The organism is Ramlibacter sp. AN1133 (assembly GCF_037890035.1).
GTDB lineage: Bacteria > Pseudomonadota > Gammaproteobacteria > Burkholderiales > Burkholderiaceae_C > Ramlibacter.
In genome coordinates this window covers 13,186-33,574 of sequence record NZ_JBBKTQ010000026.1, presented here as the reverse complement: position 1 = coordinate 33,574, position 20,389 = coordinate 13,186, and the positions used below count along the sequence as shown (strand labels likewise).

At 71.3% G+C, this 20,389-nt stretch carries 20 protein-coding genes; 10 read left to right on the top strand and 10 right to left on the bottom strand.

Annotated elements, in window-relative coordinates:
* Window positions 1-11 precede the first annotated feature (11 nt).
* Both WG923_RS25325 and WG923_RS25320 read left to right on the top strand, forming a co-directional pair.
* Window positions 12-668 (top strand): sigma-70 family RNA polymerase sigma factor, encoded by a 657-nt coding sequence (locus WG923_RS25325; RefSeq protein ID WP_340353794.1) that lies wholly within the window; start codon window positions 12-14, stop codon window positions 666-668.
* Window positions 665-868, top strand: a complete 204-nt coding sequence (locus WG923_RS25320; protein WP_340353793.1) for an anti-sigma factor family protein — start codon at window positions 665-667, stop codon at window positions 866-868. Before WG923_RS25325 ends, WG923_RS25320 begins: the two co-directional genes overlap by 4 nt.
* Here WG923_RS25320 and WG923_RS25315 read toward each other — a convergent pair.
* The 4 genes from WG923_RS25315 to WG923_RS25300 form a co-directional block, all read right to left on the bottom strand.
* The gene (locus WG923_RS25315; protein ID WP_340353792.1) at window positions 855-1,868 is read right to left on the bottom strand and encodes a hypothetical protein; all 1,014 of its coding nucleotides are present in this window, start codon (window positions 1,866-1,868) and stop codon (window positions 855-857) included. The two genes, WG923_RS25320 and WG923_RS25315, sit on opposite strands and share 14 nt — an antisense overlap.
* 120 nt (window positions 1,869-1,988) lie before the next feature.
* Complete coding sequence (locus tag WG923_RS25310; protein ID WP_340353791.1) at window positions 1,989-3,398, bottom strand: aldehyde dehydrogenase family protein; 1,410 nt, start codon at window positions 3,396-3,398, stop codon at window positions 1,989-1,991.
* Between the two features lies 1 nt (window position 3,399).
* Entirely contained in the window at window positions 3,400-5,547 is a 2,148-nt protein-coding gene (locus tag WG923_RS25305) for a 3-hydroxyacyl-CoA dehydrogenase NAD-binding domain-containing protein (protein ID WP_340353790.1), read from the bottom strand.
* Between the two features lie 2 nt (window positions 5,548-5,549).
* Window positions 5,550-6,755 (bottom strand): acetyl-CoA C-acetyltransferase, encoded by a 1,206-nt coding sequence (locus WG923_RS25300; RefSeq protein ID WP_340353789.1) that lies wholly within the window; start codon window positions 6,753-6,755, stop codon window positions 5,550-5,552.
* A gap of 185 nt (window positions 6,756-6,940) precedes the next feature.
* Here WG923_RS25300 and WG923_RS25295 point away from each other — a divergent pair, with 185 nt between their 5' ends.
* Together WG923_RS25295 and WG923_RS25290 are read left to right on the top strand one after the other, a co-directional pair.
* A complete protein-coding gene (locus tag WG923_RS25295; RefSeq protein ID WP_340353788.1) occupies window positions 6,941-9,382 on the top strand; it encodes a DUF6351 family protein in 2,442 nt (813 codons plus the stop codon).
* A 52-nt stretch (window positions 9,383-9,434) separates the two neighbouring features.
* Window positions 9,435-10,601: an acyl-CoA dehydrogenase family protein gene (locus WG923_RS25290; protein ID WP_340353787.1), complete on the top strand. Its 1,167-nt coding sequence runs from the start codon at window positions 9,435-9,437 to the stop codon at window positions 10,599-10,601.
* Between the two features lie 22 nt (window positions 10,602-10,623).
* Here WG923_RS25290 and WG923_RS25285 read toward each other — a convergent pair whose 3' ends face one another.
* A complete protein-coding gene (locus tag WG923_RS25285) occupies window positions 10,624-11,145 on the bottom strand; it encodes a GlcG/HbpS family heme-binding protein (protein WP_340353786.1) in 522 nt (173 codons plus the stop codon).
* A gap of 141 nt (window positions 11,146-11,286) precedes the next feature.
* Between WG923_RS25285 and WG923_RS25280 the strand changes: the two genes are divergently transcribed.
* Both WG923_RS25280 and WG923_RS25275 read left to right on the top strand, forming a co-directional pair.
* Window positions 11,287-11,634 carry a GFA family protein gene (locus WG923_RS25280; protein WP_340353785.1) on the top strand — a complete coding sequence of 116 codons (348 nt, stop codon included), beginning with the start codon at window positions 11,287-11,289 and terminating at the stop codon, window positions 11,632-11,634.
* Window positions 11,635-11,709: 75 nt separating this feature from the next.
* Entirely contained in the window at window positions 11,710-12,105 is a 396-nt protein-coding gene (locus WG923_RS25275; protein ID WP_340353784.1) for a VOC family protein, read from the top strand.
* 22 nt (window positions 12,106-12,127) lie between these two features.
* Here the strand turns inward: WG923_RS25275 and WG923_RS25270 are convergent, their stop codons facing one another.
* From WG923_RS25270 to WG923_RS25260, 3 genes are all read right to left on the bottom strand, one after another.
* Window positions 12,128-12,637: a hypothetical protein gene (locus tag WG923_RS25270; protein ID WP_340353783.1), complete on the bottom strand. Its 510-nt coding sequence runs from the start codon at window positions 12,635-12,637 to the stop codon at window positions 12,128-12,130.
* Window positions 12,638-12,752: 115 nt separating this feature from the next.
* Window positions 12,753-13,220, bottom strand: a complete 468-nt coding sequence (locus WG923_RS25265; RefSeq protein WP_340353782.1) for a J domain-containing protein — start codon at window positions 13,218-13,220, stop codon at window positions 12,753-12,755.
* A 105-nt stretch (window positions 13,221-13,325) separates the two neighbouring features.
* Window positions 13,326-13,652: a hypothetical protein gene (locus tag WG923_RS25260; protein WP_340353781.1), complete on the bottom strand. Its 327-nt coding sequence runs from the start codon at window positions 13,650-13,652 to the stop codon at window positions 13,326-13,328.
* A 203-nt stretch (window positions 13,653-13,855) separates the two neighbouring features.
* On the opposite strand from WG923_RS25260, the gene WG923_RS25255 reads away from it, so the two are divergent.
* From WG923_RS25255 to WG923_RS25240, 4 genes are read left to right on the top strand one after another with little or no spacing between them, the layout of a single operon-like run.
* Window positions 13,856-15,256 carry an efflux transporter outer membrane subunit gene (locus WG923_RS25255; protein WP_340353780.1) on the top strand — a complete coding sequence of 467 codons (1,401 nt, stop codon included), beginning with the start codon at window positions 13,856-13,858 and terminating at the stop codon, window positions 15,254-15,256.
* On the top strand, window positions 15,253-16,542 hold the full coding sequence (locus tag WG923_RS25250) for an efflux RND transporter periplasmic adaptor subunit (RefSeq protein WP_340353779.1): 1,290 nt from the start codon (window positions 15,253-15,255) through the stop codon (window positions 16,540-16,542). The genes WG923_RS25255 and WG923_RS25250 overlap by 4 nt, the downstream gene beginning before the upstream one ends.
* Window positions 16,539-17,282: an ABC transporter ATP-binding protein gene (locus WG923_RS25245; protein WP_340353778.1), complete on the top strand. Its 744-nt coding sequence runs from the start codon at window positions 16,539-16,541 to the stop codon at window positions 17,280-17,282. Before WG923_RS25250 ends, WG923_RS25245 begins: the two co-directional genes overlap by 4 nt.
* Window positions 17,282-18,490, top strand: coding sequence for an ABC transporter permease (locus tag WG923_RS25240; RefSeq protein WP_340353777.1), 1,209 nt, complete (start codon window positions 17,282-17,284; stop codon window positions 18,488-18,490). Before WG923_RS25245 ends, WG923_RS25240 begins: the two co-directional genes overlap by 1 nt.
* A gap of 21 nt (window positions 18,491-18,511) precedes the next feature.
* On the opposite strand, the gene WG923_RS25235 is transcribed toward WG923_RS25240, so the two are convergent.
* Both WG923_RS25235 and WG923_RS25230 read right to left on the bottom strand, forming a co-directional pair.
* Window positions 18,512-19,021 carry a hypothetical protein gene (locus WG923_RS25235; RefSeq protein WP_340353776.1) on the bottom strand — a complete coding sequence of 170 codons (510 nt, stop codon included), beginning with the start codon at window positions 19,019-19,021 and terminating at the stop codon, window positions 18,512-18,514.
* 7 nt (window positions 19,022-19,028) lie between these two features.
* Window positions 19,029-20,192 (bottom strand): mandelate racemase/muconate lactonizing enzyme family protein, encoded by a 1,164-nt coding sequence (locus tag WG923_RS25230; protein WP_340353775.1) that lies wholly within the window; start codon window positions 20,190-20,192, stop codon window positions 19,029-19,031.
* Window positions 20,193-20,389 lie beyond the last annotated feature (197 nt).

The window sequence follows — 20,389 nt, the reverse complement described above, 5'->3', positions numbered from 1 at the left end:
TGGTCGGCGCGATGAGCCGCGCCCGGACCTTGCTGCGCGTGATCATGGAACTGGCGCGCGGCCGCCAGGGGCCTTGCCGCCGCGCGTGCGGCGACTATCATCGGCGCACCATGGGTGCGGACTACCGTCGCGAACTCGAGGCCATGCGCCCGGATCTCGTGCGCTACGCCTCGCACCTGCTGCGCGCGCCGCAGGCCGCCGAAGACGCGGTGCAGGAAACGCTGCTGGCGGCCCTGGCCGCGCCGGCCGCCTTCGACGGCCGCTCGAGCCTGCGCACCTGGCTCACCGGCATCCTGAAGAACAAGTGCATCGACGTGGTGCGGCGCGAGCAGCGGGAGACGCCGATGGCAGCCGTGGATCCGGAGGCCGCGGCGCAGGAGTTCGAGGACCTGTTCGACGAGCGCGAGCACTGGCGCGAGCATCCGCGCGAATGGCAGACGCCGGAAGCGGCGCTGCAGGACAAGGAGTTTCGCCGCGTGCTGGAGTCCTGCCTCGCCCACCTGCCGCGGCGTACCGTGCAGGTCTTCCTGCTGCGCGAGCAGATGGGGCGCGAGATCGAGGAGATCTGCCGCGACCTGGGGCTCAGTGCCGCCAACTGCTCGGTGCTGCTGCACCGCTCCCGCATGGCGCTGCGGCTGTGCCTGCAGAAGAACTGGTTCCGCGCATGAGCCCCGACGTCTCCTGCCGGCGCGCGACCGAGCTGCTGTCGGAGCAGCTCGATCGCGAGCTGTCGCTGGAGGAGAAGGCGGCGCTGAAGGCCCATCTGCTGATCTGCCGCGGCTGCCGCGCCGTGGACCACCAGTTCCGCTTCCTGCGCGATGCGATCCGCGGCCTGGTGGACCGGGACGAGCCTCCTAGTCCCGGCTGACGATCGGGCAGTTCACCACGAAGTCCGCGGAGGCGAAGGGCGCGCCGCCGGGCCCGGTGATCACGCCGTCCTGCGCCAGGTTCTCCACCTGGCCGAAGTCGGTTTGCCGCAGGTTCTGCCGCGTCGCGACCGCCTGGGCGCTCCATTGCGCCGGGTGCACGTCCCACAGCGGGCTGTAGCGGCCCTGCTTCGGGTTCCAGAACAGCACGTTCAGCGGCGACAGGCCATCGAGCAGTGCCGAATTCAGGCCCTGGCGCTGCGGGTTGGCCGCGCCGGTCTGGCCGTTGACGAAGGCCGCGAGGCTGGCGCGCGCGGAGTCGGTTCCGTCGCCCCCGGCCCGCGGGGCGAACTTCAGCTGCGGCGCGAAGGTCACGTTCTCCAGCGCCGCCACGGCGGGATCGGAAGCGTCGGTGGACAGGTACTTGACGCCGCGGCCGCCCTGGAATCCGCGCGTGAGTTCCATGCGCACGGTGTAGGTTCCCACGTCGATGCCGATCACCTTCGCCGCCCGCCCGGTGGCGTTCGCGATGTGCGGCGCGTTCAGGATCACGCCATTGGGCAGTTCGATCAGCGGGCTGTAGCCGATTTCGCCCACCGCGCCGGGGTCGGCGAGGGAGGGCGGGAAGCCCGCGGGTCCCGGGATCACCCGGCGCTGGAACGAGAAGTCCACGCTGGCGGGGAAGCGCACGACGCCATCGGGGTCGACGCTCGCCTTCTGCACGGCCTGCGTGCCGCGCGCATTGGCGAGCTTCTGCGCGTGGTTGACGCCGCGCCGCTGCGCATCCTTGTCGTCGGAGCTGTCGAGGACGATGTACCAGACGTCCGCGTTGCCGCGCCGGCCGCGGTACAGCGGGAACGTGGCCGTGTCGTCGACGTGCTCGGTGGCGCTGGTGATGAACAGCGTGCGCTCGTCCGCGAAGGCCGGTGCGGTGCCGGCGCCGACGAAGGCGGTGAGCGCGAACAGGGCGCTCGCGGCCCACCTGCTTGCCTGGATGATCATGGTCTGCCCTTTCCTTGGCGATGGGGTCCGCACCATGCGGACTCCTTCGTTGGTCGGGGCAGGCGCCGCGTTCTTACACCCGCCGGTGCAAGTCCCTGCGCGGCGAAAGGGAATGCGGGCCTAGACCAGCCGCCGCAGCAGCGCGACGATGCGCTCGGCGCGCGGCCCGTAGGGCGGCCGCAGCATGTCGTTGCCGGCCCAGCGCGACTGCTCGAACACCGGCTTCTCCTTGGAGAACAGGCGGAAGCCGTATTCGCCGTGGTAGGCGCCGATGCCGCTGTCGCCGACGCCGCCGAAGGGCAGGTTGTCCTGGGCGATGTGCAGCAGCACGTCGTTGACCGTCACGCCGCCGGCGACGGTGCGCGTGAGCACCTCCTGCCGGCGCGCGCGGTCGCTGCCGAACCAGTAGAGCGCCAGCGGCCGCGGCCGGTCGTTCACGAAGGCGATCGCTTCCTCGTGCGAGTCGCAGGCCACCAGGGGCAGCACCGGCCCGAAGATCTCCTCGCGCATGACGGCCATGTCCGGCCGCGGGTCGAGCAGCAGCGTCGGCGCGAAGGTGCGCGAGCGCGCCGCATCGCCGTCCGCCGGCAGGCGCAGCGCCCGCGCGCCGCCCGCCTCGGCTTGCGCCACCAGCCGCTGCAGCCGCTCGTAGTGGCGCTCGTTGACGATGCTGGTGTAGTCGGGGTTGCCTTCCAGCCGCGGGTACATCCGGCGCGCGGCGGCCGTGAACGCCGCCACGAAGGCGTCCTGCGAGGCGCGCGGCAGCAACACGTAGTCGGGTGCGATGCAGGTCTGCCCCGCGTTGAACAGCTTGCCGGCGGCGATGCGCGCCGCCGCCTGCGCGACATCGGCCGTGGCATCGAGGATGGCCGGCGACTTGCCTCCCAGTTCCAGCGTCACGGGAACGAGGTTGGCGGCCGCGGCCAGCGCGACCTGCCGGCCCACGGCTGTGGAGCCGGTGAAGAACAGGTGGTCGAAGGGTTGGCGCACGAAGGCCTTGCCGACTTCGGCGTCGCCCAGCACCACGGCGCATTCGGCGGCATCGAAGTGCTGCGCCACCAGTTCCGCCAGCAGCGCGGAAAAGCCGGGCGTGATCTCGCTCGGCTTGACCAGCACGCGGTTGCCGGCGGCGAGCGCGGCCACCGCCGGCGCCAGCGCGAGCTGCAGCGGGTAGTTCCAGGGGCTCACCACGCCGACCACGCCCACGGGCTGCGGCAGGATCCGGCTGGTGCCCGGCAGCGAATGAAAGGAGGTGGGCACGCGGCGCGCCTTCATCCAGCGGCGCAGGTGCCGGCGCGTGTGGGAGATGCCGGCGAGCACGAAGAAGGTTTCCGCGATCGCGGTCTCGTGCAGCGAGCGGTTGCCGAAATCGGCCGAGATCGCGCGCGCGATCCGCTCGCCGTTGGCTTCCAGCAGGGCCTGCAGCCTTTGCAGCCGTGCCAGCCGCGCGTCCAGCGTGGGGTAGGGCTCACGGCCGAACGCGGCGCGCTGCTGCGCCAGCAGGCCGGACAGGGGATCGTCGCGGTCCATGTCAGTAACGCGGCTCGAAGCGGCGGATCGCGTCCTGAACCTCCGGCGCGACGGCGAAGCCCGGACCGTACTTCGCCGCCAGTTCGCGCGCGCGCCCGAGGAAGGCCTCGATGCCCATGCCGTAGATGAACTGCAGCGCCCCGCCGGTCCAGCCGGGAAAGCCGATGCCGAAGATCGACCCGATGTTGGCGTCGTGCACGCTCGTGAGCACGCCTTCGGCGAGGCAGCGCGCCGTCTCCACCGACTGGCGATACAGCAGCCGGTCCTTCAGGTCCTGCAGGTCCCAGGCGGCACCCGGCTTCTCGAACAGGGTCTTCAGCTCGGGCCACAGGAACTTGCGCGCGCCCGGTTCCTGCGGGTACTCGTAGAAGCCGCCGCCGGCCGCGCGGCCGTTGCGGTCGAACTCCTTGACCATGCGCTCCACCAGCAGCTCGCCGGGCGTCGCGATGTAGGTCTTGCCTTCGGCGCGGTAGTCGGCGCGCGTCTGGTCCAGCACGTGAACCGAGAGCGAGAGCGCCGTCTCGTCCAGCACCGCCAGCGGGCCTACCGGCATCCCGGCCTGGATGCCGGCCTGTTCCACCACCGGGGCGGGGATGCCTTCGCCCACCATCGCGGCGCCCTCCATCACGAAGGTGCCGAACACGCGGCTGGTGAAGAAGCCGCGCGCGTCGTTGACCACGATGGGGATCTTGCCCAGCGCCTGCACGTAGTCGTAGGCGCGCGCCACGGTCTCGTCGTCGGTGGACTGGCCGCGGATGATCTCCACCAGCTTCATCTTGTCCACCGGGCTGAAGAAGTGGATGCCGACGAATTTCTGCGGCCGTGCGCTGGCGCGGGCCAGGCCCGTGATCGGCAGCGTGGAGGTGTTGCTGGCGAAGAAGCCGTCCGGCGCCAGCATGGGCTCGGCTTCCTTCGTCACCCGCGCCTTCAGTTCGCGGTTCTCGAACACGGCCTCGATGATCAGGTCGCAGCCTTGCAGGTCCTTCATGGCCTCGGTCGGCGTGATGCGCGCGAGCAGCGCCTGCTCCTCTTCGGCGCCCATGCGGCCCTTGGCGACGCGCGGCTGCGTGAGCTTTGCGCTGTAGGCCTTGCCCGCTTCCGCCTTGGCGAGGGAGACGTCCTTCACCACGGTGGCGATGCCGCGGCTCGCCTGCGCGTAGGCGATGCCGCCGCCCATCATGCCGGCGCCCAGGATGCCCACCTTCCGCGGCGTGAAGCGCCCCTCCCACTTCGGACGCGACTGGCCGGCCTTGATCGCGTTCATGTTGAAGAAGAAGGTGTTGATCATGTTCTTCGCCACCGGCGACACGATCAGCTTGGCGAGGTAGCGCGTCTCGATGCGCAGCGCGGTGTCGAAGTCGACCTGCGCGCCTTCCACCATGGCCGCCAGCGCGTATTCCGGCGCGGGGTAGAGGCCGCGCGTCTTCTGCTTCATCGCCGCGGGGGCGACGGCCAGCATGCCGGCGATCTTGGGGTTGGACGGCGTGCCGCCCGGCATCTTGTAGTCCTTGGCGTCCCAGGGCTGCTGCGCCTGCGGATGCTCCGCGATCCAGGCCAGCGCCGCCGGCCGCAGGGCCGCCGCATCGCGCACCAGTTCCTGCACCAGGCCGAGGGCGAGCGCATCGCGCGGCGAGAACAGCTTGCTTTCCAGGACGTAGGGCTGCGCGCCCAGCAGGCCCAGCAGCCGCGTCATCTTGGTGATGCCGGAAGCGCCGGGGATCAGCCCCAGCGTGATCTCGGGCAGGCCGAACTGGATCTTCGGCGAGTCCACCGCGATGCGGTGGTGCGCCACCAGCGCCAGCTCCCAGCCGCCGCCCAGGGCGGAGCCGTTCAGGCACGCCACCACCGGCACGCCCAGCGTCTCCAGCGTGCGGAAGTTCTTCTTCACCAGCTCGATCTCGCGGAACACGCGCGGCGCGTCCTGCGGCTGCAGCCGCATGGTGGCCTTGAGGTCGGCGCCGGCGAAGAAGGTGCTCTTGGCCGAAGCCAGCACGATGCCGCGGATCGCGGCGCGGTCCGCCAGCACCTGCTGCACGGCCTCGGTCAGGTCCTGCTGCCACTGCTCGCACATGGTGTTGACCGGCGAGCCGGGCTCGTCGAGCGTGAGCGTGGCAATGCCGTCGGCCAGTTCGTAGCGGATGGTCTTCATGGTCACACCCGCTCCACGATGGTGGCGATGCCCATGCCGCCGCCCACGCACAGCGTGGCCAGGCCGAAGCGCAGCTGCCGGCGATGCAGTTCGTCGATCAGCGTGTTGAGGATCATCGCGCCGGTGGCGCCGAGCGGATGGCCCATGGCGATCGCGCCGCCGTTGACGTTCACCTTGTCCGCTGGCACGCCCATCTCCTTCATGAACTTCATGGGGACGGCGGCGAAGGCCTCGTTGACCTCGAACAGGTCGATCTGGTCGATCGTCATGCCCGCCTTGGCGAGCGCCTTGCGCGCGGCGGGCATGGGGCCTGTCAGCATGATCGTCGGGTCCGCGCCCGAGAGCGCGGCGGCGACGATGCGGGCGCGCGGCGTGAACCCGTGCGCCCGGCCGGCCTCCTCGCTGCCGACCAGCACCGCGGCCGCGCCGTCGACGATGCCCGAGGAGTTGCCCGCGTGGTGCACGTGGTGGATCCGTTCCACCCACGGATAGCGGCTGATCGCGACCTGGTCGAAGCCCATCGCACCGAGCTGCTCGAAGGCGGGCTTCAACGACGCCAGGCCTTCCATCGTGGTGTGCGGCTTGATGAATTCGTCCTGCTCCAGGATGGCCTGGTCCAGCCAGTCCTTGACCGGCACCACCGAGCCGGCGAAGTACCCGCCTTCGCGGGCCCGCGCGGCGCGCCGCTGCGATTCCAGCGCGAACGCATCGACGTCCTGGCGCGTGAAGCCTTCCAGGGTGGCGATCAGGTCCGCGCCTATGCCTTGCGGCACGAAGGACGTGGCCGAATTCGTCTCCGGGTCCTGCGCCCAGGCGCCGCCGTCGGAGCCGATCGGCACCCGGCTCATGCTCTCGACGCCGCCGGCGACCACCAGGTCCTCCCAGCCGGAGCGCACCTTCTGCGCCGCCATGTTCACGGCCTCGAGGCCCGAGGCGCAGAAACGGTTGAGCTGCACGCCGGAGCAGCGCCAGTCCCAGCCCGCCTTCAGCGCCGCGACCTTGGCGATCACGGAGCCCTGTTCGCCGATCGGCGAGACCACGCCCATCACCACGTCGTCGACCGCCGCCGTGTCGAAGTCGTTGCGCCGCTGCAGCTCGGCGAGCACGCCGGCCAGCAGGTTCACGGGCTTGACCTCGTGCAGACTGCCGTCCTTCTTGCCCTTGCCGCGCGGCGTGCGGATCGCGTCGTAGACGAAGGCTTCGGTCATGGTGGTCTCCCGTGTCGGATGTGCCGGGGCAGTATAGGCAGCGGAAGGGGCGCTGTCGCGCTGCGGACCATGTCACGCAGGCGACGGGATCGGGGTATCCCTCAGGGAAGGCGCGCCCGGCTGCGCCTAGATTGCACGCCAGCCCGCCGCCGAGAGCGGGCCACCCCCACATCAAGGAGACCATCTTGCGATCCAGCCCGTACCGGCCGCGGCCTGCCGCCGGCCGCCTCGCACTCGTCGCGCTCGCTTCCGCCGTCCTCGCGTCCTGCGGCGGCGGCAGCGGCGAACAGCACCTGCCCGTGCAGATCAGCACCCTGAGCAACCGCGCCGACCTCGTGAGCGGCGGCCATGCGCTGGTGGAGATCGCGGCGCGCTCGAATCCCTCGCTCGGCAACCTGAAGGTCAGCCTCAACGGCACCGACGTCACCGGCCAGTTCGCGCGCGGCGCGGACGGCCGCATGATCGCCACGCTCACGGGCCTCAAGGAGGGCGAGAACGTCGTCACCGCCTCGGCCGAGAATGCGCTGCCCGCGCGCCTGACGATCACCAATGCGCCGCGCTCCGGCCCGGTGATGACCGGGGCGCAGCCCACGCCGTTCTACTGCGCCACGCCCACGCCGCAGGCCGCCAGCGGCAACACGCCGCAGACGGCGCCCAGCGGCCTCGCGGGCCAGCCGGACGCGAACTGCAACATCGCCACCGAGTTCAGGCTGTACTACCGCACCACGCTGGCCACGCCCCTGGGCGGCTGCCCCTTGCCGGATCCCTTCAGCAACAGCGCGCTGGCGCAACCCGCCCCGTCCGCCAACCAGTGCTTCAAGCCGTTCACGCCCGGCACCACGCCGGCCGACATGGCGGCGCCCGTCACCACGATCGACGGCGTGACGGTGCCCTTCATCGTGCGGCTGGAGCGCGGCACGATCAACCGCGGCATCTACGACATCGCGGTGCTGTTCGACCCGGCCAAGCCCTGGACCGTGCAGGCGCCGCAGGCCGGCTGGAACGGCAAGGTCTATTACAGCTTCGGCTCCAGCACGGGCCAGCCGCGCCGGCAGGTGCGCACCACGGTGAACTGGACGACGCTGGAGGAGCAGCTCAAGCGCGGCTACCTCGTGGCCCAGAACAGCATGACGGACTCCTCGCGCAACTCCAACCGCGTGCTGATGGCCGAGACCACGATGATGATGAAGGAGCACATCATCGAGAGTTACGGGCGGGTGAAGTACACCCTCGGCACGGGCTGCTCGGGCGGCTCGATCAACTCGAACATGAACCTGTCCATCATGCCCGGCACGCTGGACGGCGTGATCACCACCTGCACCTATCCCGACTCCGAGACCACCTCGATGGAGGTCGGGGACTGCTCGCTGCTGGTGGAGGCGTACCAGAAGCCCGCGCTGCTGAACGTATGGACCGGCATGGGCTTGACGCAGGCGGAGATCAACGCGCGCCGCGCCGCCATCAACGGCCACCAGGACCACACCAGCTGCATCGCCTGGTTCAACCTGTTCGGCAGCAACGGCAAGGCGGGGCTCTACAACTTCCGCCACGTCAACGCCGCCGACATCGCCACCGGCGCGATCACGCAGGACGCCGCGCAGGTCAACAACTGCGAGTTGCCCAACACCGCGGTGTTCGACCCGGCGCGCCCCACCGAGACGGCGAGCCTGCCGCGCTGCAACGCGTGGTCGTGGGCCGAGTCGATCTGGGGCCGCGCCTCCGGCAGCACCGCGGCGCGCGACACGCGCGACAACACGGGCGTGCAGTACGGCCTGGGCGCGCTGCTGGCGGGGCGCATCACGGCGGAGGAGTTCGTCACCCTCAACGAGGTGGTCGGCGGCATCGACCGCGACTCCACCCCGCGCGCGCAGCGCAGCATGGCGGACGCCGAAGCGCTGGAGACCGCCTACCGCTCGGGCATCGTCGCTTCCGGCAGCAACCTGGCGAAGGCGGCGATCCTCGACATGCGCGGCTGGGACGACTCGCTGATCAACCTGCCGCCGGCCACCGTGGCGCCCGGCAGCCCGATCTCGCCGGTGTTCGGCATCCACCACCAGTGGTTCAGTTTCGGCATCCGCGACCGCATCGCGCGCGATGCGGGAGACGCGAACTCGCAGGCGATGTGGCGCTTCGCCCGCGGCGGCATGATCCCCAACGCGGCACTCGCCAACGAAGGCATCAGCGTGATGGACCAGTGGCTCACCACGCTGGTGGCCGACGCCAGCAGCCGCACCCTGGCGCAGAAGGTGCGGGCGGCGCGTCCGGCGGGCGCGGCCGATTTCTGCCTCCTGAGCAACGACACCGCGCAGGCCACCCGCGTGACCGACCCGGCCACCTGCGACGCCGATCCCTTCCTGAAGCCGGCCGCGTCGCCGCGCCAGGTGGCCGGCGGCCCGCGCACGGAAGACGTGCTGAAGTGCCAGCTCAAGCCGCTGGCGCAGTCGGACTACCCGGCCGGCACCTTCACCGGCGCGCAGTTCGCGCGCCTGCAGGCGGTGTTCGCGAGCGGCGTGTGCGACTGGAGCAAGCCGGGCGTGGGCCAGCAGGCCGCGGTGGCGCCGCTCACCTTCCAGGCCGGCCCGGGCGGGCGTCCGCTCGGTGCCGCGCCGGTTTCCACGGCGCAGTGAGGCAGCACGCCGGGCGCGGCCACCGCGGCCGCGCCCGGCGCATCATCGGGACATGATCCAGCGCACTCTCTTCTCGGCCGAACACGACGCCTTCCGCGACGCCTTCCGCCGCTTCGTCGACAGGGAAATCGCGCCCTTCCACGCCCAGTGGGAGGAGCAGGGCTACGTGGACCGGGAGGTCTGGCGCAAGGCCGGCGCCAACGGCTACCTCTGTCCCACCATGCCCGAAAGCTGCGGCGGTGCCGGCGCCGACAAGCTGTACTCGGTGGTGCAGATGGAGGAACTGGCCCGCGGCGGCTTCACCGGCATCGGCTTCGGGCTGCACAACGAGATCGTGGCGCCTTACCTGCTGCATTACGGCACGCCGGAGCAGAAGGAGCGCTGGCTGCCGCGGCTGGCCAGTGGCGAGCTGGTGGGCGCCATCGCCATGAGCGAGCCCGCCGCCGGCAGCGACCTGCAGGGCATCCAGAGCACGGCCATCCGACAGGGCGACGGCAGCTATCTCCTGAACGGCAGCAAGACCTTCATCACCAACGGCTGGCACGCCGACCTGGTGATCGTGGTGGCCAAGACCGATCCCGCCGCCGGGGCCAAGGGCACCAGCCTGCTGGTGGTGGAGCGGGGCATGCAGGGCTTCGCGTACGGCCAGCGCCTGAAGAAGCTCGGGCTGAAGGCGCAGGACACGTCGGAGCTGTTCTTCGACAACGTGCGCGTGCCGGCCGACAACCTGCTCGGTGGCCCCGCGCTGGAGAACCGGGGCTTCGCGTGCCTGATGGAGCAGCTGCCGTGGGAGCGCATGCAGATCGCCGTGACGGCGGTGGCGGCCTCGGAAGCCGCCATCGGGTGGACGGTGGAGTACGTGAAGGACCGGCGCGTGTTCGGCCAGCCGCTCGCCTCCTTCCAGAACACCCGCTACAAGCTCGCCGAGCTGCAGACCGAAGTGCAGGTGGCGCGCGTCTTCGTCGACCGCTGCCTCGAGCTGGTGCTGATGGACCAGCTCGACACGGCCACCGCCAGCATGGCCAAGTACTGGACCAGCGACCTGCAATGCAAGGTGATGGACGAGTGCGTGCAGTTGCACGGCGGCTACGGCTTCATGTGGGAAGTGCCGATCACCCGCGCCTACGCGGACGCGCGCGTGCAGCGCATCTACGGCGGCACCAACGAGATCATGAAGGAGGTGATCTCGCGGGCCATGGGGCTGGGCGGCGGCCGCTAGGCGCCGCCCGGGGGAAACCGGATCAGCGGCCGATCGCCGCGACGCCGCCCGCCGCCACCACGCCGTCCTGTTCCGCCGAACCGCCGGAGACGCCGATCGCACCGATGATGCGGCCGCCCTCGGTGAGCGGGATGCCGCCTTCGACCGCGCTGGCGTGGCGCAGCGTCAGGATGCGCAGTCCGGCACCGGCGGCGGCGAGGCCATCCTGGAACACCTTGGTCGGGCGCCGGTACATCGCGGCGGAGACGGCCTTGTCCTGCGCCACGAAGACGCTGGCCGTCTGCGTGTTGTCCATCTTCTCGAACCCGACCAGGTTGCCGGCGGTGTCCACCACGGCGACGGCCATGGGCACGTTGATGCGCCGGGCTTCGGCGATGGCGCCGGCGATGGCACGCCGGGCCTGCTCGTGCGTCACGTTGTTTCCGTACTGCGGCACGGAGGGGGCGGCCGGGGCTGGCGCCGGCGCCTGGGCCAGGGCCAGGCCGGCCGTGCCTGCCAGCGCGAGGCCGGCGACGAACGATGCGATGGGACGGGTGCTGCGCATGGTGGGATCCTCGTTGTGGTTGGCGGGAAAAAGCGCCCGGCGAGGCTAGCACTGCCGTGCAGGCGCGGCAATGGTGCTTCCTTGACAGGGCGCGCGGCGCGCCCTACAAAGTTCGCCCGTTCACTGCGCGACGAGGTTTCCATGCTCTACCACGGCAGCTGCCACTGCGGCCGCATCCGCTACGAAGTCGAAGGCGAGGTCGACAGCGCGCTGGCGTGCAATTGCTCGCTGTGCTCGCGCAAGGGTTCGCTGCTGTGGTTCGTGCCGCGCGAGAAGCTGCGCCTGCTCACGCCGGAGGACGCCGCATCGACCTACGAGTTCAACAAGCACGTGATCAAGCACCGCTTCTGCCCCACCTGCGGCATCCATCCGTATGCGGAAGGCGTGGGGCCGGGCGGCGCGAAGATGGCGGCCATCAACCTGCGCGTGCTGCAGGACCTCGACCTGGAAAGCGTGCCGGTCAAGCATTACGACGGCCGCTCCGCGTAGGAGGCGATGCGATGAAGAAGCTGGACATCGCCGCGCTGCAGCCCGCGCATGCCGGCGCATGAAGGAGACCGATCCATGGACCCCGTGGTGCATTTCGAGATGCCGTACGACGACCGCGAGCGCATCGCGCGCTTCTACCGCGCGGCCTTCGAGTGGGAGTTGCAGATGCTCGGGCCCGACATGGGCAACTACGTGCTGGCGACCACCGCGGAGCGCGACGGCCCGCCGGAAGCCAAGCGCGGCGCCATCAACGGCGGCTTCTTCCCCCGCCAGCCCGACATGCCCGGGCAGCATCCCTCGGTGGTGATCGCGGTGGAGGACATCGCCGCGTCCTCGCGCAAGGTGAAGGACGCGGGCGGGGAAGTGCTCGGCGAGCCGATGGAGATCCCCGGCGTGGGGCTCTACGTCGCCTTCTTCGATACCGAGCGCAACCGGCTCAGCATGCTGCAGCCGAAGAGGGCAGGCGCCTGAAGCGGCGCCCGCCTCGAAGCGCTTAGTAGCGCGACGGATCGCGCGGATAGCGGTCGTCGCGGTTGATCACGCCGTCGCGGTCGCGGTCGCCGTAGGGGCCGCGGCGCGCTTCGCCGTTGTACGCGAGGTCGTCGCGGCGCATCCAGTGGCCGGCCACGAACTGCCACGAGCCGTCGCTGGCCTGCTCCCAGTGGCCGGCGCGCCAGGCGAAGCCCGGGCGGGCGCTCATCCACTCGCCCGTCATCCACACGTACTGGCCATTGCGCCACTCGTAGTGGCCGGGCGACCACACGTAGCCTTCGCGCGGGGCGGGCACCGATTCGTACACGGGCGCGGGGGGCGCCGGCTGCACGATCACGGCCTGGCCGGGATAGCTGTAGACCGTGGTGTTCGGCTGGCTGGGGTAGACGGTCGTCCCCGGATAGTAGGTGCCGGTGTTGGCGACGACGGCGGGCACCGCCTGGGCGACGGACGCGACGCCCATCAGCGCGCCGGCCGCCAGCGCGGCGGCGATCAGGGTCTTGTGGTTCATATGCACTCCTTGTTGCTATAGCCACAAGGTGCGGCCGGGCTGGCCGCGGCGGCATCGGACCGCGTCGGGTCTGCCCGTCAGCGCCGTCCGGCGGACGGCACGAACTTGGGACCGATCAGCTGCGGCGGGCGCACTGGCCAGGCTGGGCGGGCGCGGAGACGGAACAGGGCTGCGCCGCCGGCGCCGCCGTGGCGCGCGCGGGCATGGCGGCCAGGTAGATGGCGGTGCCTATGGTGCCCAGCGCGACGGCCATGGTGCCGAACAGCAGGTACCAGGGCCAGCTGTCGTTGGCGCGCAGCAGGTGGGCGAGGGTGCGCGGGGCGGGCTGCGCGGGCCGGCGTGCCTGCGGGGCGCGCTCGACGCGGCGGATCCACAGGTCGTGTTCGGCGCGGCGATGCGCGTCCGACAGCACTTCGTAGGCGGCGTTGATGGCGGCCATCGCGCGGCTGGCGTTGGCGTTGTCCGGCATCTTGTCGGGGTGGTACTTCTGGGCCAGCCTGCGGTACGCCGCGCGCACGCGCTCGGGCGAGGCGTTGCGCTCGACCTGAAGCACGTCGTAGTAGGTGGGCGTGGAAGCGGCCATCGCTACGATTTTCATAGCCTCGTCCGGCCGCGGTCCAGCAAAAGCGCTCTTCATGGCGGCGACTGTGGGCTCGCTGCTACAAAAACAGCAGCGAGGCACCGCACCTCAGGCCATGCGGTGGCGGAAGAACGAGGTGGCGAACAGGCGCGGGATGGTGATCCGGTCGCGCTGGCGCCGCTCGGCGAGGGTGCGGGCATGCGAGGGCAGGTGCAAGACCTCGTTGCGGGCGTCCATCGCCACGGCCGCGAGCGCGCCCTCGATCGAACGGTGCTGCTCGCCGCCGAAGATCTTGAAGGCGCAATCGGCGTCCCAGTAGCTTTCCGGGCGCGTCCAGCACACCTTGGCATAGCTGCAGAACCGCTCGCCGTCGCCGGCCGGCGAGGCGTAGGCCGCGAGATAGAAACCGTTGACGGGGCCCCAGATGCGTTCCATGAACTGCTCCCTGCACTGCTTGGTGGGCGCGAGTTTGCTGCGGGCGAACGCGCTTGTGGCACCCCCGACAAGCTGTCGCGGCGCGGTCCTACAGGAGAAGTTGGCAGGGCAGCGCGCTTCGCATTTCCATTTCTTTACGGCCGCGTACGACACCACTTGCGCCGCATCAAGGGAGGCCGCCCGCACGCTCCTAGCATGAAGCCATGGTTCCGGATCGACACCTGCGCGCGGCCTCGGCCGCCGTGCTGGTCGTGCTCGCTGCTTGCGCCACCCGCCCGCCGGGAGTGGCGGACATGGCCGGCGTCGCCGTCCCCACCCAGTGGGCCCAGCCCCGACCCGCCGGCGGCGCGACGTTCGCGAGCTGGTGGAGCAGCTTCGGCGACCCGATGCTGGCGGAACTGGTGGCCGCCGCGGCACGAGGGAACACGGACGTTGCGCGCGCAGGCGCCAACCTGCGGCTGGCCCGCGCGCTGCGGCAACAGGCCGCGGCCGGGCTGCTGCCGACGATTTCGGCCGGCGCAAGCGGCCAGCGCAGCGACTCCGCCGCGGGTGGGCGCACCACCCTCCAGGCCGGGCTCGATGCGGCCTGGGAACCCGACCTGTTCGGGGCCAACCGGCACGCGCTGGGCTCGCAGGAGGCGCAGGTGCGCGCCAGCGCGGCCACGCTCGCGGCGACGCATGTCAGCGTGGCCGCCGAAGTGGCGCTCGCGTACCTGGATGTGCGCGCCGCGCAGGTGCGCACCGCGGTCGCGCGGGAAAACCTCGCCAGCCAGGAAGAGACGCTGCAGATCAGCCGCTGGCGGCAGCAGGCCGGGCTCGCGAACTCGCTGGAAGTGGAGCAGGCGCTGGGCGCAGTCGAACAGACGCGCGCGCAGGTGCCGGGCCTGCTGGCGGCGGCCGCCGCCGCGGCGCATGCGCTCGCCGTGCTGGTGGGCGAGCCGCCCGAGGCGCTGCTGCAGCGGCTGGCGGCCACCCCGGCCGTCCTGCCGCAACCGTCGGCGGCGCTGGAGGTGGCGATCCCCGCGCAGGCGCTGCGACAGCGGCCGGACGTCTTCGCGGCCGAACAGCAGTTGCGCGCGGCCGCCTCCGATGTGGCAGCGGCCGATGCGCAGCGCAAGCCCGCGGTGAACCTGAGTGCATCGCTGGCGTGGACCGGCGCGACCCTGGGCTCCATCGGCAGCGTGGCGGCGGCGCGCAGCCTGCTCGCCTCGATCGCGCAGCCGCTGTTCGACGCCGGCCGGCGCGACGCGCAGCTGGCCGCGCGCGAGGCGGCGTTCGATGCCGCCGGCGCGGGCTACCGCGCGACCGTGCTCGTCGCCCTGCAGGAGGTGGAGGACGCCCTGGCGTCGCTCGCCGCCGACCGCGAACGGCTCGCCGCCCTGCAGCGTGCGCTGGCCGCTGCCCGCAATGCCTCGCTGCTGGCGACGCAGCGGCACGCCAGCGGCCTGATCGACTTCCAGACCGTGCTGGAGACGCAGCGCACGCTGCTGTCGGTGCAGGACAGCGTCGCCAGCGTCCAGGCGGCCGTCGCGGCCGACCATGTTCGCCTGTACAAGGCGCTGGGCGGCGGCTGGCGCGACACCGGGATGGAGATGAATTCGTGAACGCCCCCGAAGTTGCCCTGCGCAAGCTGCTGGGACAGGTCGAAGGCCGCGCGCCCTGGCGTCGCCCCGCCGTGTGGGCCGGCGTGGCCGTGGTCCTGGTGCTCGGCGCGGCCCTCTGGGCCTGGCTCTCGCCCTCGGCGCAGGACCAGCAACCCCGCTACACCACCGAGGCCGCCCATCGCGGCAACCTGGTGGTGAAGGTCACGGCCAGCGGCACGCTGCAGCCCACCAACAAGGCGCAGATCGGCAGCGAGCTTTCGGGCACCGTCGCCCGCGTCCACGTGGACGTGAACGACCGGGTGCGCAAGGGCCAGGTGCTCGCCGAACTCGACACGAGCCGCCTGCAGGACCAGGTGGCCCGGTCGCGCGCCAGCCTCGATGTCGCGCGCGCGAACGTGCAGCAGGCCCAGGCCACCGTGCGCGAGGCCACGGGCAACCTGCAGCGGCTGCAGGAGGTCGCGCGCCTGAGCGGCGGCAAGGTGCCTTCGCAGGCCGAGCTGGCCGCGGCCGAGGCCGTGCTGGCCCGTGCCAGATCGGCCGTCACCGGCAGCGAGGCGGGCGTGGTCGACGCGCGCGCCGCGCTCAGCGGCGACGAGACCAACCTGCGCAAGGCCGCGATCCGCTCGCCCATGGACGGCGTCGTGCTCGCGCGCGCGGTGGACCCGGGCAATGCGGTCGCGGCCTCGCTGCAGGCCGTCACGCTGTTCACGCTGGCGGAGGACCTCACGCGCATGAAGCTGGAGGTGAACGTGGACGAGGCCGACGTGGGCCTGGTGCGCGAAGGCCAGAAGGCGAGCTTCACGGTCAGCGCCTACCCGAACCGCGCCTATCCCGCGGTCATCCGGCGCGTGAGCTACGGCTCGACGACCAAGGACAACGTGGTCACCTACGTGGCGGAGCTGCAGGTCGACAACCAGGACCTGAGCCTGCGCCCCGGCATGAGCGCCACCGCGTCCATCCTGGCGACCGAGCGCAACGACGTGCTGCTGGTGCCGAACGCGGCGCTGCGCTTCACGCCGGCCGCCAGCGCGGCGCCCGCCGCGGCGGCCAGCGGCAGCGGCATCGTCTCCAAGCTGATGCCCCGGCCGCCGCGCGGCGGCGAGCGCCGGCAGGCGGGCACCAGCACCGCGGCGGCGCGCCAGGTGTGGGTGCTGGAGAACGGCAGCGCGACGGCCGTGCCGGTGCTGCCGGGCGTGTCGGACGGCCGCATGACCGAGGTGGAGAGCAGCGTGCTGAAGGCCGGCATGGCGGTGATCACCGGGCAGGCGGCCAGGAGCGGTTCGTGAGCGACGCGGCCGCGGCGGACGGCGACGCGCTGATCCGGCTGCGGGGCGTGAGCCGCGTCTACGGCACGGGGCAGGCGGAGGTCTGCGCCCTGCGCGACGTCGACCTTGCGATCCGCCGCGGCGAGTTCGTGGCGATCATGGGGCCCAGCGGCTCGGGCAAGTCCACCGTGATGAACATGATCGGCTGCCTCGACTCCCCCACCAGCGGCGAGTATTTCTTCGAGGGCGTGCCGGTGCACGGCATGACGCGCAACCAGCGGGCGCTGCTGCGGCGCGGCCACCTCGGCTTCGTGTTCCAGGGCTTCAACCTGCTGCCGCGCACCTCGGCGCAGGAGAACGTGGAACTGCCGCTGCTGTACCGCGGCGCCAGTGCGGCGGAGCGGGCCCGCTTGGCGCGTGAGGCGCTGGCCTCCGTGGGGCTGGCCGGCCGGGAGGCGCACACGCCCTCCGAACTCTCGGGCGGGCAGCAGCAGCGGGTGGCGATCGCGCGGGCGCTCGTCACGCGGCCCACCGTGCTGCTGGCCGACGAGCCCACCGGCAACCTCGACAGCCAGCGCGGCCGCGAGATCATGGAACTGCTGCGCGCCTTGAACCGCGACCGCGGCATCACCGTCGTGATGGTGACGCACGAGCCGGAGATGGCGGCCTATGCCAGCCGCATCGTGCGCTTCATCGACGGCCGCATCGCGAGCGACTCGGCCTCGGCGCCGCAGCCGGCCGCCCAGGCGGAGCCCGCCTGATGTGGTGGAACACGCTGCTGCTGGCGCTGCGCGAGATCCGCCGCAACGTGCTGCGCTCCTTCCTCACGGTGCTGGGCGTCGTGATCGGCGTGGCGGCGGTGATCACCATGGTGACGCTGGGCAACGGCGCCACGCGCGCCGTGTCCGACCAGATCTCCAGCCTGGGCAGCAACCTGCTGATGATCCGCCCCGGCCAGCGTCTGGGAGCGGTGAGCGACACGGCCGGCGCCCAGGCCTTCAAGGAAGCCGACGCGCAGGCGCTCGCCAGCCAGGTGGCGGGCATCCGCGCCGTGGCGCCCTCGCAGGGCGCGGCGGTGTCGGCGGTGTTCGGCGCGCGCAACTGGTCGACCCGCGTGACCGGCACGACCGGTGCCTACCTGGAGACCAACAACTGGAAGATCGCCGCCGGCCGCGGCTTCACGGAGGCGGAAGAGCGTGCCGGCGCTTCCGTGTGCCTGATCGGCGAGACCGTGCGGCGCGAACTCTTCGGGCAGCAGGATGCGCTGGGCGCGCAGCTGCGCGTGCGGCAGTTCACCTGCCAGGTGATCGGCCTGCTCGGTGCCAAGGGCCAGGCCGCGATGGGCAACGACCAGGACGACACCATCGTGATGCCGCTGCACACCGTGCAGCGCCGCCTGTCCGGCAACCAGAACGTGGGCACGCTGCTGGTCTCGCTCGAGGACGGGGTCGACAGCGAGCGGGTGAAGAACGCCATCCGCGACCTGCTGCGCGAGCGCCGCAAGCTGGCCGACGGCGACGAGGACAACTTCAGCATCCTGGACACGCGGCAGATCGCCGACACCCTCTCCGGCACCACGCGCGTGATGACGATGCTGCTGGGGGCCGTGGCCGCCGTGAGCCTGCTGGTGGGCGGCATCGGCATCATGAACATCATGCTGGTGAGCGTGACCGAGCGCACCCGCGAGATCGGCGTGCGGCTGGCGGTCGGCGCGCTGGAGCGGGAGGTGCTGCTGCAGTTCCTGATCGAGGCGGTGGTGCTGGCCTGCGTGGGCGGGCTGGTGGGCGTGCTGCTGGCCACCGGCGCCTCGGTGCTGCTGGCGCGCGCGATGTCGGTGCCCTTCCTGTTCGATCCGGGCATCAACCTGCTGTCCTTCGGCTTTTCCGCCGCGATCGGGATCGTGTTCGGGTACTTCCCGGCGCGGCGCGCGGCGCGGCTGGACCCGATCGAGGCGCTGCGGCACGAGTGAGGCCCGCCCGCGGGCCCGCGTTCAGCGCAGGCCGGCGCAGGCGCGGCGCATCTTCGCGCTGCGCGCGCGCTCTTCCCGCTCCTGCATCGCGATGTCGCTGCCGAGGTCGTCCAGCTCGTAGACCAGGTCGGGGATCTTCTGGTCGCAGCCCGAGGCGCAGCGCAGCACCGTCGCCGTGCGGAAGCGCTGGTCGTTGGCCAGCACGAAGGTGGCGCCGGCCAGCGGGAAGTCGAGCTGCGGCACGCAGCCCATGCGCGCCTTGCCGCCCACGCGCCGGTACGAGCAGGCGCCGTACTTGTGCAGCGAGCCGCCTTCGGGCAATTCGGCGGTGGCCGCGAACACTTCCAGCCCGCCGCGGGCCCGCGCCTTGGCGGTGCGCCAGGCGGGCGAGCGCACCGGCTGGTCGGCGCGCGTGATGGACCACTGGAGGCACTTGCGCAGGTCGTAGGCTTCCAGCTCCAGGTGACTCGCCAGCGCCGGTGCCGCCAGCGCGAGGCCGACGGCGAGCAGGGCGGGAAGGCGCAGGCTCATGGGGGCATCAGGCGGACAGCGCCCGCATTTCCCGGATCAGGTCGCTCTTGCCCTCGAAGCCGATGCCGGGCAGGTCGGGCATGGTCACGTAGCTGTTCTCCACCTTCACGCCATCGGGGAAGCCGCCATAGGGCTGGAACAGGTCCGGATAGGATTCGTTGCCGCCCAGGCCCAGGCCGGCGGCGATGTTCAGCGACATCTGGTGGCCGCCGTGCGGGATGCAGCGCGAGGGCGACCAGCCGTGCTGGCGCAGCATGTCCAGCGTGCGCAGGTATTCGACCAGGCCGTAGGCGAGGGCGCAGTCGAACTGCAGCCAGTCGCGGTCGGGGCGCATGCCGCCGTAGCGAACGAGGTTGCGCGCATCCTGCATCGAGAACAGGTTCTCGCCGGTGGCCATCGGGTTCTTGTAGTAGCTGCGCAGGATCGCCTGCAGCTCGTAGTCGAGGGGGTCGCCCGCCTCCTCGTACCAGAACAGGTCGTACTGCGACAGGGCCTTGGCGTAGGCGATGGCGGTGTCCATGTCGAAGCGGCCATTGGCGTCCACGCACAGGCGCTGGCCGGGGCCGAGGATGGACAGCACCGACTCGATGCGGCGCTGGTCCTCCGCCAGGCTCGCGCCGCCGATCTTCATCTTCACCACCGAGTAGCCGCGATCGAGGTAGCTGCGCATCTCCGCCTTGAGCTGCTCGTCGTCCTTGCCCGGGTAGTAGTAGCCGCCGGCGGCATAGACGAACACCTTGCGGTTGACCGTGCCGTCGCCGTAGCGGTCGGCCAGGAGCTGGAACAGGGGCTTGTTCTCGATCTTCGCCACGGCGTCCCAGACGGCCATGTCGATGGTGCCGATGGCCACCGAGCGTTCGCCGTGGCCGCCGGGCTTCTCGTTCGTGAACATCGTGTCCCACACCTTGTGCGGGTCGAGGATGCCGCGGGCGTCGAGGAGGGACTCGGGCTTGGCTTCCATGACGCGGGGCAGGAAGCGTTCGCGCATCAGCTGGCCCTGGCCGTAGCGGCCGTTGGAATTGAAGCCGTAGCCGACCACTGGCCTGCCGTCGCGAACCTGGTCCGTGATCACCGCGACCAGGCTCAGCGTCATCTTGCTGAAGTCGATGTAGGCGTTGCGGATGGGGGAGGCGATGGGGACGGTCTTCTCGCGGATTTCGAGGATCTTCATGGGGACTGCGTGTGGGGGAGTGGGGGGATCATACGGACAGCGGTGGGGAGTGCCGGAATCGGGCTGCTGCAGCTGCTGGTGCGGGCCGGACGAGGACGGGGAGGCCCTCCTCGGCGAATGTCCCCCGAAGCGGGCTTGCAGCCCGCTTCTCCTCCTTTATTTCGCCGAGGAGGGCCTCCCCGTCCTCGTCCTGCGGC